We start from the raw sequence: 13,314 nt of genomic DNA, 5'->3' as shown, positions 1-13,314 counted from the left end.
GGCGTCGATCGAGGAAAGGCGTAAAGCCGTCCATGCAGTCAACGGGCGTCAATGGTAAAAGACTTTCCGGATATTGTCATGCTTTCGTCTTTGGAAATTTTTCAGCCTACCCGTCGATCGCCGTTTTTCGAAAGTAGATAGTCCAGCCACATCGTCGACAGTTTCTCCTGTACCGAGTTCTGGCGCAGGCGTGCGTACAAGTTGGGAAAATCGACCCGGTCCAGGTCTTGATCCTGGTTGTAGCAGGAGTACACGAAATACTCCTTGCCGCTGTCCGGTTCCACATGCTTGCACAGACACTGCGCGCAGACGCCCTTCATCATGCACTGCATCGGCGAGTTGATCGAGCCAATGGCGGAGTGATGAGCCTTGAGATACGGCTGGAGGACGCCGTAACGGGCTGCTTTGACCGCCGCCATCATGCGGTCGGAGCCGATGACGATCATGTGGTCGACGTCGTCCATGTGGATCGGAGTCGGACCCAGTTCGCCCTTCGCGTAAGCCAGCATCGCTTCGACGATGTTGCCGACGAAGGTTTTGTCCTGGGGGCGCAGCGGCGGTATGGGCTCTGCTCCTGGGAGATTATCGACCGACCAGACCACCACATCCGAGGCCGCTTCGATTTCCCGAATCTTGAACACGTCTTCGCGCTTCCGATAGCCGGCGAAATAGATGACATGGCTGCCCGCCGCGCGCAGCGCTTTGCCGATGGAGAACAGCACCGCATTGCCCAGGCCGCCGCCGGCGAGGAGGACCGTTTGCCCGGCGTGAATTTCAGTGGGGGCGCCGGTGACCCCCATCACCACGATGGGGTCGCCGGGCTTCCACATCGCGCAGAGCTTGGACGACGAACCCATTTCCAGAGCGATCAGGGATATGAGGCCTTGTTCCTTGTCGACCCAGGCGCCGGTCAATGCCAGGCCTTCGGCGACCAGCACCGTATCGTCCACGACGGGTGCGAGCGCTTCGAAGTTTTGAACGCGGTAGAACTGGCCCGGGCAGAAGTGCTTCGCGGCCAGCGGAGCCCTTACGATGACTTCGACGATGTTCGGGGTGACCCGATTGATTTCTACGATACGCGCCAGCAGCATGTCGTCGAGCCTGTGCTGGAACTCTCGCAGATTCGCAAGGCGCTGGGGCTGCTGGGCTCGATCGAGCGCGGCGAGCTCCTTTTCGTACAGTTTGACGATGTAAGGATATCCGTCCTTGGCGCTGGCCATGGCTTTCACCACGTTGCCGGCATAGACCGGGTGGTTGTCGCCGTAGAACGTGATGAACTTGCCGTGGCGGCGGTACGAGGTGAACGGCGCAGGCTTGCCGATCTTGGGAACGGCGGTGTCTTTGACCGGTTCCAGCTCCGGAATTTCGCTCAGCCAATTGGGTTCGTAGCGCTGATAGAACTTCTGGTCCATCTCGAAGGAATCCGGATGCTCGGATTCGTAGATGGTATTGGGCGAGGTTCCCGCGGCGACGAACAGGCTGCGCAACGGGACTTCGAGGTTGCCGGCCTTTTGCCAGCGGCCATCCTGTTCCTCCAGTTTTTCGAAGCGCACGGCGCGGAGATGTCCGTATTTGTCCTCCAGGGCCTCGAGCGGGTTCATGCCCTCGGCCAGCAGAATGCCTTCGTCCATGGCTTCCTTGATTTCCTCGTGATTCTGCCGGTAAGCGGGTGAATCCTTCATGCCCTTGCGGTAGAACAGCGTGACGCCTCCCCAGGCATTCAGCAAGGGGAGGAAATCGGGCTTTTCCCCGGCGGCTTGTGCCCTTTGGCGTTCTGCCTGCACGGCCTTGGCATGACCCAAAAACTCGTCGAGGATCAGCAATTCTTCCTCGTCGTAGCGGGCGCGTACGGTTTCCTCGCCGAAGGCGGCGCACAGCTTTTCGTAGCGTTGCATGATCTTTTCGACCTGCACCGGATAGTAGGCCAAAAGCTCGGTGGCGGTGTCGATGGCGGTCAAGCCGCCGCCGATCACGCCGGCCGGGAGGCGCACTTGCAGATTGGCCAGCGACGACTCCTTGGCGGCCCCGGTCAATTGCAGCGCCATCAAGAAGTCCGACGCCTTGCGGATGCCGCGAATCAAATTGTTCTTGATGTCGATGAGCGTGGGTTTGCCGGCGCCCGAAGCGATGGCAATGTGGTCGAAACCGAGATCCCAGGCTTCGTTGATCGTGAGAGTGCCGCCGAAGCGCACGCCGCCGTAGCAGCGGAAGCTGTGACGCCGCAACAGGGTCAGATAAATGACTTTCAGGAAGTTCTTGTCCCAGCGCACCGTGATGCCGTATTCGGCCACGCCGCCGAAGCCCAGCATGATGCGTTTGTCCAAATCCTCGTACAACTCTCGGAAATCATGGATGGGGCGGGGCGGATGGGTCTCGTCTCCGACGATGTCTTTGGGCAGCGGTTCGATCTTGAGGCCGTCGATACCGACCACGCCGAAGCCTTCGTTGGTCAAATAATGAGCCAGCGTGTAGCCGGCGGGCCCCATGCCGGCCACCAGCACGTTCTTGCCGTTGTAGGGAAGGGCGTACGGCCGCTTGACGTTGAGCGGATTCCAGCGGGTCAGGAGGCTGTAAATCTCGAAGCCCCACGGCATGAACAAAACGTCGGTGAGGACGTTGGTCTCGATCTGCGGAATATTGACCGGCTCGGTTTTCTGATAGATGCAGCCCTTCATGCAGTCGTTGCAGATGCGGTGGCCGGTGCCGGGGCAGAGCGGGTTGTCGATGGTGATCAACGCCAGCGCGCCGATGTTGTCGCCTTGACGCTTGACGACGTGCATCTCGGAAATCTTTTCCTCCAGCGGGCAGCCGGTAATGGTCACGCCGAGCGGATTGGTCTTGTACGTGCCGTCCTTCTTGTTGCGCATGCCCTTGGAGCACGAGTCGGTATCCCGGTCGTGGCAATAAATGCAGTGGTCGACTTCGTACAACACGCGCCGTTCGGGAAAACGTGGATCGGTAAGGCCGAATCCTTCGCGCCTCCTGTGGTGTTCCTCGGGGGCCGCCCATACGCTGTAGCCGTCCGCCGAGCGCGTCTCGTGATGAACCAGATGATTGAAATCGGTCTTGGCCGGGAACTTGAAGCTGGCCCACCCTTGGACTTGGGCTTTGAGCTCGGGAATTTGCGTAGCTGCATAGGTCCAGCGTTGGACCAGATCCAGCAGCGCCTTCACCAGGTCTTCGTCGCTCTTGCCCAGCAGACCGGCAAAGCGCGCCTCGGTATCCGGATCGGTGGCAAGAGTACGGCGCAATTCGGCGATTTCCCTTCCGCTCACCGACGCATCTTGATGCCAGCGGTGCAAGCGTGCGCCTAAGACGGCAACCGCTTTTTCCCGGTCCGATTCGATCAACACGGGTTCGGCGATTCGGAGCAAGGACTCGAAGTCCGCCTGGATACCGGCGATATTCCAGCTTTCCAGCGCCTGATTCTTGAACAGTCCCGCGACCTTCCCGACGATCTCGTTGCGGTACAGGAAGATGCTGTCGAACTCGTCGCGGATCGCCTGTATTTGCGTGTCCCGTTCGGACGATACGCCGAACAGCCGCGCCACGAAAGTACCGACATAGGGCGCCATTTTGACCAGGACATCCGAAATCTTTTCGGGCGGCATGCCTTCGCCTTGGCATGCGCGATAACGCTCGAATTCGGCGAATAGGGCCGGATCGTGGTTGCGGACCGTTGCGTCGAAGACGTCTGACAAGTCCTTGAGCCGTTCCGGTTCGTACAAATCAGCATAGTTAAAGCCGGATATGCCTAGGGTCAAAACGGATGCGGCGCTTAGGCCCGTATCGGAGCGAACGGAGTGATCGGTCATGATTGTCGAGATCGCGTGGGTTGATGAAACTTCTTTTTCGTCAGCGTTGCCAGAAGACGGACGGATTTTCGTGAAAAATGTGTGAAATTTTATGCTGAATCGATGGTCGAGTCGATCATGGGCACTGTTCGAGACATTACAGGGTCATTAAGAAACATAGGTATCGCCCCCGTTTCCTTCCAGGTTGAAGCGGGCGCCGCTAAGGTGTAGGTTAGGCGCCGAACTATCATTGCCAGGTCCTCGCTCCATGAATTCCCTATACCAGACTCTTCTGCAATCCGATTCCAAGGAACCGCCGGTCGTTCGTTCCGCCGCGCCGGGCGCAACCGGAGAGGGTGTCATCGATGTTTCGACGTTTCAGGCCATCGAAGTCGATAAGCTGTTCGACAGCATCAATCACGCCGCCACGATCACCGGTCAGGCAACCCTTTATCGCTCGCTGGTCCAGCCGCTGGCGTCGGCGGACCTTATCCGGGCCAAGCAGGACGCGGTTCGGGAAATCGAATCCGACAAGGCGCTTCGAGACTCGTTGGAAACCCTGATCAAACAGGCGAAGTCGCTGGAAGATGACTTTTACGGTTTATTATTCGGCACGTTCATGGGGCTCATGAGTTCGCCCGCGCACAAGCTGGAAATCGAGGGCTACGGTTATGAGACCTATAAAAAAGGCACTCGGTTCATGCTCAATCTGGTGGAGGCGGCAAACCGGTTTCCGAAGCCGAACAGCGAGTACCTGGGCCTATTGATCGACGACTTGCGGCGCTTTGCCCATTCGCGCGCCTATGCCCTGATGAAGGGGCCGGTGTACCGGACCGAGAAAGATGTCCGCTCCAAGGCGGAGAAACCCTGGTATACCCCGGCGATCCGCTTTCGGCCGTCACTGTTCAAGCCGGTGGGGCTCGCGGTCGCGGCCATCCTCCTGGTGCTGACTTTGGAATTCGTGCCGTTGCTGCTCGATCTGGCGGTTTCGATCGCGCCGGTATTTTGGCTGTTCCTGCTTCCCATCAGCTTCGTTTACATCCCCATCGTCGGCGGTTTCGATCGCGATGGCTGCATCTATCCGCTCCGCGACATCTTCAAACGGTCCGAGGACGTGCAAAACACGCTGGATTCGCTGGGCAAGCTGGACGAGCTCTTGAGCTTCGTCCGCCTCAAGGAATCCTTCCACCACTCCGTGGTCTTGCCCAAGATCGTCGAGGCCGAGCGCCATTCGCTGGTGCTCAAAGGCGTGCGGAATCCGGTGCTGAGCAAGGACAATCCCGACTACGTGCCCAACGACATCAGCCTGAAAAACACGCGGCTGACCTTCATCACCGGACCGAACAGCGGCGGCAAGACGGCGTTCTGTAAAACCCTGGCGCAGAGCCAGTTGCTCGCGCAAATCGGATGCTATGTGCCGGCTCAGGAAGCGGAACTGACCGTCGCGGACCGCATCTTTTACCAGGTCCCCGAAATCAGCCACCTCGCCGACGGTGAAGGGCGCTTCGGCACCGAACTCAAGCGGACCAAGGACATTTTCCTCGCAACGACGCCGAAAAGCCTGGTGATCATGGACGAACTCTCGGAAGGCACGACCCACGAGGAAAAGATCGAGATTTCCATGAATATCCTGGACGGGTTCTATCAGAAAGGCAGCAACACCATTTTGATCACCCACAACCACGAACTGGTCGATGCTTATCAGCAGAAAGAAATCGGATTGGCGAGGCAGGTCGAGTTCAAGAACGAGCAGCCGACTTACCGGGTGGTCGAAGGCATTTCGAGGGTCAGCCACGCGGATCGGGTGGCTCGCAAGATCGGTTTTTCGAAAGAGGATATCGCCCGGTATTTATCCGGTGGCAGATAAGGACGCATTATGCTGGAAATCCTTCAAATCCCCGTACTCAAGGACAACTACGTTTACCTGATCCACGACAGCCAAACCGGCGAGACGGCGGCGGTCGATCCCGCCGAGGCCGATCCGGTTTTGGAGGCGCTCGCCGCTTACGGATGGACGCTGACTCATGTCCTGAACACCCATCATCACGGCGATCACGTGGGCGGCAACCTTGAGCTCAAGCGGCGGACGGGCTGTCGGATAGTGGGTTCGGAGCGGGACCTCAAGCGCATTCCAGGTATCGATATAGCCGTGGGCGAGACGACGGTTTTGAAAGTTGGAAGCTCCGAGGCTCGCGTGCTCGATGTTCCGGGACACACGCGTGCGCACATCGCGTTCTGGTTCGCCGGGGCCGATGCGCTATTTTGCGGTGATACGCTGTTCGCCCTGGGATGCGGACGGTTGTTCGAAGGCACGCCGGAAGAAATGTGGCGCTCGCTCTCGAAGCTGCGCGCCTTGCCTCCCGAGACCAGGGTTTACTGCGCCCACGAATACACCCAGGCGAACGGCCGATTCGCCTTGACGGTAGAGCCCGGTAATGTGGCGCTTCAGCAACGGATGGCGCAAGTCGATGATCTGCGGCGGCAGAACACGCCTACGGTTCCTTCGACGTTGAAAGAGGAATTGGCGACCAATCCGTTCCTCCGCCCCGAAAGCGAGGAAATCCGGAGCAACTTGGGAATGATGAACGCCGACCCCTTGGAGGTGTTTGCGGAAACGCGCCGGCGGAAGGATATGTTTTAAGAGTCCTTGTCGGCAAAGGATTGCCGACCTACGACTTGGTAGGGTGGGTTAGCCCTGAGCGTAGCGTTAGCGAAGCCGAAGGGCGTAACCCACCGAAACGGAGTTTGTTGTCCCCCTTATTTCTTCACGTCCTTATCCGCACCCGCCGGAAAGCAAGCTTCCTGAGCGTATTTCTTCGCTTCCTTGTACTTCTCGCGCAGTTTCGCGGATTCCGGCGGATCGCGGAATTCCGCGCCGCGCTCGCCGGCCATGCTGAATCCGTAGGTGAAAGTCTGCGCCTGGACGAATTCATCGTGGCTCATCCGGCTCGCGATCTTGTCGACGCTGCACGTGCAGTGATAGAGATTGTTGTAATTCTGGCCGCCATGCTCCTGCATGCATTGCAGGACATATTCGACCCTGGCCAGCGTGGGAAAATCGTTGGTTTCCTTTGCTTCTGTTTCGGGGGAGGGCGGAGCGGACGTGCAGCCGGCTGCCAGGATCAGAACGGCGGCCGTTGCGGGCCACCGGATATTCAAGGGAAAAGCGGGTATTTTCATGCTCAATCGTTCTCGTAAGCCTGTCTCAAAATCGCTACATGATAGTGCAGCGAAAGCGGAAGGCGCAATTTGTGAAATTCAGTTTTCGACCGCAAAGTCCACGATTTGTTTGAGCTTTTCGTTCATTTGCCGAGCGAATTCGTTCATTTTCGGGTTAGGCGAACGGGTCGGCAGCAAATGCGTGGTCACGATAACTTTGCCGTTCTCGGAACGGACGGCCACATTGCAGGGCATGTAGATGACGGATTCCGGCGAAATTTCCAGCATCTCGCGGGCCAGCGTGAGATTGCAGAACTGAATGGTGTCGTAATCGGGGAAGCTGATGTTCTCGCGCTCCCGGATCACGCTGCCGATCTTGTTGTGGCCGGTGATGCGGAAATTCCGCTCGGTGATCGCGAGCTCCAACTCGGACAGAACGTCCTGATAAGGTTTGGTAGTCTCGGCTTGATAGTAGAGCGGTTCGGGATTCTTTGGAGCGGAGCACCCTGGCAGGATAATCAGCAGCAGTGCGACAATCGAACCAAGAAATAAGCGCATACACTAAATAGAAACATATCGAAACTCGATTTTTAGCTTATCACCATGATTTTAGAGAGGGCAAAAATAACCGGCGTGATTCTGGCCGGCGGACGCGCACGACGGATGGGCGGCGAAGACAAAGGGCTGATTCGCTTCAAAGGCAGACCACTGGCGAGCTACGCTCTGGAAGCCCTGGATTCGGTCGCCGCGCACATTCTGATCAACGCCAACCGGAATCGGGACGCATACGCGCGTTTCGGTTATCCCGTGATATCCGATCAGACCGACACTTTCGACGGGCCTCTGGCCGGGCTGCTCAGCGCCATGCGTGCCGCGGAAACGCCCTATGTCCTAACCGTGCCATGCGATTCGCCGCTGGTGACGGGGCGTCTTCTGGAAAGACTGTGCCGGGTGATGCAGGAGACCGGAGCCGAGCTTTGCGCCGCCCACGACGGCGAGCGTTTGCACCCGGTTTTCCTGCTGGCTGAACGCCGCCTGGCGGACAGCCTGGAACGTTATCTGGCCGGCGGTCAGCGGAAGATCGACCTCTGGCTCGAGCAGCACAGGCTGGCCTTGGTCGATTTCAGCGATCATCCCGAGCTGTTCGCCAACGTCAACACGCCGGGGGAGTTGGCGGCGCTGGAGGGCATGGAAACGGCGGATGCAACGGCAGCGGCTCCGATCGATCTTCAGGCCAATCCTTACGATATCCGAATGACGAATGCGGGACGCGCCTCCTGCTATGCCGCCACCGCGCTCGACGAGTACGGTGAACGCCGCGAATTGGAACTGGTGGGCGAACGCGCTCTGACCGTCTATGTGGACAAGTACGAAATCGTCACCTTGATGACGATCGGAACCCATCCGGAACTTTTGACGCTCGGTTATCTCCGCAACCAGGGATTCATCGAGAACATCGCCGACATCCGGTCGGTGCAGGTCGATTGGGAGACCGAGGCGGTCGCGGTGACTACCCGGCTCACCGAACACGCCTTTCTCGAAAGGCTGGGCAGCCGTACCGTCACCACGGGGTGCGGTCAGGGCACGGTGTTCGGCCGGTTGATGGACCAGCTCCGCGAAATTCGCGTACCCAAGGTGACCGTCCGCCAATCGGAGATCTACGGCGTTTTCAATGCGCTCAGGGATTACAACGAGGTATACAAGCGGGCCGGGGCGGTGCATGGCTGCGCGCTGTGCAAAGACGGCAAGATCGAAATCTTCGTCGAAGATGTCGGACGCCATAATGCCGTGGATGCGATCGCCGGCTACATGTGGCTCACCGGCATGGAAGGCGGGGACAAGATTTTCTATACCACCGGACGCCTCACCTCGGAAATGGTGATCAAGGTCACGCAAATGGGGATCCCGGTGCTGCTGTCGCGTTCGGGGGCCACCCACATGGGATTCGAGCTGGCGCGGCAGGCGGGCGTGACCATGCTCGCCCGCGCGAAGGGACGGCACTTCCTGGTTCTCAATGGCGGCGAAAATATCGTTTTCGACGTGCCTTTGCCGAAGCGGCCTTCGCCCGAAACGACGGATGATTAACAACCGCAGGCAATTCCGATCACGTTTTTCGGTGCGTTGCCCTGCTAAGCTTTAATGTCAAGTGATCCTTAGTTCTATTGCGACCTATGCCAGCCGATACCAGTGAAAGTCAAGGCGGATACGTTCTGAAAAGCCGGGGCGAAATCATCGAAAAGCTCAAGCTCATGCAGACGAAGAAGTGTCTTTTAAGCACTCTGCCGGACGGTAGTGGCCTGAGTTTCGTGACCACGGTCGTGCAGGTGATGGCGGAAAAAGGATTGGTGGTCATGGATTTGAGCGAGAACGCCAGCGTCAATCGGCAGTTGCTGGCGGCGCAGCAAGTCGCATTTCGCGGACAAGTCGACGGCATCCAGTGCCGCTTCGCCCTGACCAAACTTACCGAGGCGACCTTGAACGGGCAAACCGTGCTTGCGGCCCCGATTCCGGATTCCTTGTACTGGCGGCAGCAGCGGACGTTCTACCGGGTGGCGATTCCGGTAGCCATGCCGGCCAAATGCGTGGTCAGGCTCGACGACAAGCCCGCAGAGTTCGGTATTGCCGACATCAGTCTTTCGGGCTTGGCCCTGATCGACAAGACTAATCAGTTAGGAGATTTGTTCGCCATAGGGCATATTCTCGAAGAATGCAGGCTGATCCTGCCCGGCCATGGCGAAATGATGCTGGGTCTCGAAGTGCGCAATAAAGTCGCGATGACCTGGGCTAACCCGCCGGTCGGTCAGCGGGTGGGGTGTGTTTTTCGTGGCGCCAGCCGAAATTTCGAAATCAGCCTTCAGAAATTCATTTACGAAATCGAACTGCAGAAAAAGCGGCAGGAAAGCGTATCGCGCTGAGGGCGACCAAGTCCTAAGCAAAGAAACCATGGAGGTACCACCCGCCGTTCCCATCGAGTTCCCGGTATATCCAGGCGCGGACGCCTTCCGGGCTCACCGCCACGCGGTAATCCCGCCGGATCGAAGCGCCGTCCCACCAGCCGCTCTCGATGCGCTCCCGCTCCGGCAGCAATCGGTAACGGGTCGGATCGCACGGTCGAGGCTTGGGCAGCAGCCACAACGGCCGGCGTTCCTTGCCGATGGGCGATTCGTTCCGCGTCCAATCGCAAACGGCGTCTCCGGGAGCACCGAAGCCGCCCTTCCAATCGCAAACGGCGTCTTCGGGAGCGCCGAAGCCGCCCTTCCAATCGCAAACGGCGTCTTCGGGGGCGCCGGAGACCCCCTTCCAGGCGAGCTCAGGGCGGTGATCGGCCGGAGTGTCCAGAAAGCGCAAGGCATCGCGTCCCAGGCGCTGCTGCAATTGTTCCAGCAAGGTCTCCCAGTCCAAAACGCCCGGAGTTTTGGCAGCGAATAGATCCGCCTCGTGCGCCCGATAGGGTTGTAGCGCGCCGCAACGCAGGCGAAGGGCGGTAACGGCGTCAGGCAGGGGCGTTCGCTCCAGACGCTCGTTCAGCAGCATCGAAATTCTCTCCGGATCGCGGCTGGCGTAGCGAAGCTTCAGTTCCAGGCGCGTGGCTGGCCGGCGGAAGTGGAAAAGCTCCAGTTCCAGCCGGTCCGTGGTGGCGTCGTGCTGGCGCAAAAAGGCAGCCAAATTTTCCAGCAGAACCGCGCACACGGGGCGCAGGTGAGCCAGGTTCTCGGTTTCCGCGGCGAGTTCCCGATAAGCTTGAAAGACAGGCGGCGTTCGGAAGAGCCCGGGCATTTCCTTTTCCCGCCCTGCGGCTCGGTCGAGTTGGCGTAGCACGGCAAGACCGTAACGCCGAGCTAGGCCGTCCCGCGGCAAACGCCAGAGATCGCGCAGGGTGTGGAGACCGGCCTTGGCGAGCCGGTTCGCCGTATTCCGTTCCAGGGGCAAGCGGGCGATGGCCAGATCGCCGAGCCCGGAGCGGAGTGCCGCCGGGTTCTCCACCGTCCGCTCCAGCCCGGAGGAGGCCATGAGCCAGGCCGGAAAAGGTGCCGGTGCCGCCGCGAGAATGTTGCAATGGCCCAGGTTTTCGAGCTTGGCACGCAGCCGCTGCGTCAAGGCATTCAAGCCGCCGAACAGGGTCAGGCTGCCGCGGATTTCAAGGACCAGGGCGGCCGGATAATCGAGGCTCACCCAAGGCGTGAAGCCGAGCCCGGCTTCCGCCAACTTTTCCAGCGCTTCGCGTTCCATCCGTTCGTCGCGGCGATGCAGTTGCAGACCGGCGCATAAGGCCAGGGCCGCGTTCGTAGGTAAGCCGGGATGGATGCCGAAAGCCCCGGCGGCAGGGGTGGCGGCAGAAATAAGGGAACGCCCGCCGCTGTCCACCCATACGGCGGCGGGACAGTCGTCTTCGAGCTTGAAGACCTCCAGCGGCAAACGCGGCAGATAACAGCACAGCCAAAGTGCCGCCGGCGCCGGCTGCGAAGTAGCGGAGACTTGCGTGGCCGACAATGTGAGCTGGGCTGCCGGAACTGTCGGAAAAGCCTGCAAAGCCATGGGGTGTTCCAATGTTTAGGGCATTTTTATATCGGGTGTAGGGGCGAATTCATTCGCCCCTACACCATAAATTCGAACTGAAAATGCTCTTGCCCAATTTGCTCCTTCTTTCCGGGCAGAGGTATCTACATAAGTCGATCAAAGAAGGAATCGTTGCGCGATAGCTTCGTTTGAGTTGTAGGCCGGAATAAGCAAAGCGTTTCATACGGCACACCGTGTGCCGTCCCCTGTGGGCGCTGCGCATGCCAATCGGCTCCCGGCCGCTTGGTCCGGCAAAACTCAGTGGGACATAACATTGTGCCGGGAACGGCTACCGCCCCTTCGACTTCGCTCAGGACAGGCTTATCCTGGCCTACATCCGGCTGCGTCGGGAAAGGATTCCCGACTTACGTGGCTGCTTCTGCATGCTGCCTATTAACCCGGCCTATAAATATAGGCCGGGTTAATCCGGGGCAGGGATGCCCCGGCGCGGCGACAAGCCGCGTGAGCCCAGGCCGGGCGTGTACCGGCCTGGGCGGCGGCCCGAAATACCAGGAGGGTATTTACGGGCCTGATTAATAATTGGGAAACATATCGTCCGCCCCGCCAATCAGTACGGCATTCACGACCGGCATGCCGCGCGTCTTGAGAATGTGAACCCAAAGCCCTTGCTCTCCCGCTTCGAGGCGAAGACGCAGGGCGGCCGGGGTGCCGGCGGGCAGGTCGGACAAAAGCAGTACACCGAGGCAATGGCCTTCCGTCGCCGCCAGTTGCAAGCGGCGCAATACCGGAAAAGGAGACGGTTTGCGGGGCCAGGCCAGGACCATGCCGCAGGCGGTGCTGCGCAACAGTTTTTCCGCGCTCCACCAGATGTCCTTGTCGTTCGAGAGCTTGTCCAGCAGGAGCAGGCGGCCCAAATCGATGCCGGCATCCGCCAGGGCCGGTGCATATGGCAGATAAGGCGGCGCGATCCAGGCCAGGCGTTTTCCCGATCCTTGCACGTGCCGCATGGCGGGAAGCAAGAGATGCAGTTCGCCGATGCCCCAGGCGGGAACGGAAACTTCCATCAATGCCGCAAAAGGCCAGCCTACTTCCGGTAATGCGCGGTCCAATTCCTGAAAGCCGGTGGGAATCGCAGCATTCTCGGCAGGTTGAGGCCGGCGGCCGCGCCACAGAAGCGGCGTCGTGCGGAGCAGTTCATCAAGTCCATTTGGGCTGTTCATCACACCCACTCGCTGCGGATGACGCCGACTACCACGCCTTCGATGCACAACTCCTGGCGCTCTAGGTCGACCGCCAGGGTTTCGAAGTCGGGATTGGCCGGTTCCAGATAGGCCACGGAGCCTTCGAGCCGCAGCCGTTTTACCGTGACTTCGTCGCCGATGCGGGCGATCACGATTTGGCCGCTGCGGGTCTGGTCGGTGCGCTGCACCGCCAGAAGATCGCCTTCCAGAATGCCCGCATCGCGCATGCTGAGACCGCGCACGCGGAGCAGGTAATCCGCTTTGCCCTGGAACAATTCCGGGCCGAGGCGGCAATATTTCTCGATATGGGCTTCTGTCAGTACCGGCCGGCCGGCGGCGACTCTGCCGATGACGGGCAGGGCGTCGGCCGGAGCCTGGTATTCCAGCAGCCGGATACCCCGCGCCAGAGAGGGCATGAGCTCGATCAGACCTTTTCGGGCCAATGCCTGAAGATGGCCGCGCACGGCATTCGTGGATTTGAGACCCAGCGCATCGGCAATTTCCGCGATGGTCGGCGGTACGCCGCTCTGGCGCAGGGTTTGGCGGATATGGTCGAGTATTTCCTGTTGGCGCGGAGTCGTGTTCTTCATGGCTTATAAAAG

General features: G+C 59.6%; 10 protein-coding genes. 4 read left to right on the top strand and 6 right to left on the bottom strand.

The window, feature by feature from the left end:
* Nucleotides 1–101: 101 nt before the first annotated feature.
* Nucleotides 102–3,815 (bottom strand): FAD-dependent oxidoreductase, encoded by a 3,714-nt coding sequence (locus tag ACWJJK_RS15995; RefSeq protein ID WP_086135296.1) that lies wholly within the window; start codon nt 3,813–3,815, stop codon nt 102–104.
* A gap of 247 nt (nt 3,816–4,062) precedes the next feature.
* On the opposite strand from ACWJJK_RS15995, the gene ACWJJK_RS15990 reads away from it, so the two are divergent.
* Nucleotides 4,063–5,661 (top strand): MutS-related protein, encoded by a 1,599-nt coding sequence (locus ACWJJK_RS15990; RefSeq protein ID WP_077731200.1) that lies wholly within the window; start codon nt 4,063–4,065, stop codon nt 5,659–5,661.
* Nucleotides 5,662–5,670: 9 nt separating this feature from the next.
* Nucleotides 5,671–6,435: a hydroxyacylglutathione hydrolase gene (gloB, locus tag ACWJJK_RS15985; protein ID WP_156879574.1), complete on the top strand. Its 765-nt coding sequence runs from the start codon at nt 5,671–5,673 to the stop codon at nt 6,433–6,435.
* Nucleotides 6,436–6,551: 116 nt separating this feature from the next.
* Here gloB and ACWJJK_RS15980 read toward each other — a convergent pair whose 3' ends face one another.
* Nucleotides 6,552–6,974 (bottom strand): hypothetical protein, encoded by a 423-nt coding sequence (locus ACWJJK_RS15980; protein WP_077731202.1) that lies wholly within the window; start codon nt 6,972–6,974, stop codon nt 6,552–6,554.
* A gap of 78 nt (nt 6,975–7,052) precedes the next feature.
* Nucleotides 7,053–7,511, bottom strand: coding sequence for a DUF302 domain-containing protein (locus ACWJJK_RS15975; protein WP_077731203.1), 459 nt, complete (start codon nt 7,509–7,511; stop codon nt 7,053–7,055).
* Between the two features lie 45 nt (nt 7,512–7,556).
* Here ACWJJK_RS15975 and mobA point away from each other — a divergent pair, with 45 nt between their 5' ends.
* Complete coding sequence (mobA, locus tag ACWJJK_RS15970; RefSeq protein WP_086135298.1) at nt 7,557–9,038, top strand: molybdenum cofactor guanylyltransferase MobA; 1,482 nt, start codon at nt 7,557–7,559, stop codon at nt 9,036–9,038.
* A gap of 86 nt (nt 9,039–9,124) precedes the next feature.
* Complete coding sequence (locus tag ACWJJK_RS15965; RefSeq protein WP_454128284.1) at nt 9,125–9,868, top strand: flagellar brake protein; 744 nt, start codon at nt 9,125–9,127, stop codon at nt 9,866–9,868.
* A gap of 13 nt (nt 9,869–9,881) precedes the next feature.
* Here ACWJJK_RS15965 and ACWJJK_RS15960 read toward each other — a convergent pair whose 3' ends face one another.
* The 3 genes from ACWJJK_RS15960 to lexA all read right to left on the bottom strand — a co-directional run bounded on the left by ACWJJK_RS15960 (nt 9,882) and on the right by lexA (nt 13,302).
* A complete protein-coding gene (locus tag ACWJJK_RS15960) occupies nt 9,882–11,489 on the bottom strand; it encodes a Y-family DNA polymerase (RefSeq protein ID WP_454128283.1) in 1,608 nt (535 codons plus the stop codon).
* A gap of 554 nt (nt 11,490–12,043) precedes the next feature.
* Nucleotides 12,044–12,691, bottom strand: a complete 648-nt coding sequence (gene imuA, locus ACWJJK_RS15955) for a translesion DNA synthesis-associated protein ImuA (RefSeq protein ID WP_156879577.1) — start codon at nt 12,689–12,691, stop codon at nt 12,044–12,046.
* A complete protein-coding gene (gene lexA / locus ACWJJK_RS15950) occupies nt 12,691–13,302 on the bottom strand; it encodes a transcriptional repressor LexA (protein ID WP_077731208.1) in 612 nt (203 codons plus the stop codon). Before lexA ends, imuA begins: the two co-directional genes overlap by 1 nt.
* Nucleotides 13,303–13,314 lie beyond the last annotated feature (12 nt).

The organism is Methylocaldum gracile (assembly GCF_053646815.1).
The sequence above is the reverse complement of the archived record's forward strand: the minus strand, read 5'-3'. Positions and strand labels throughout refer to the sequence as shown.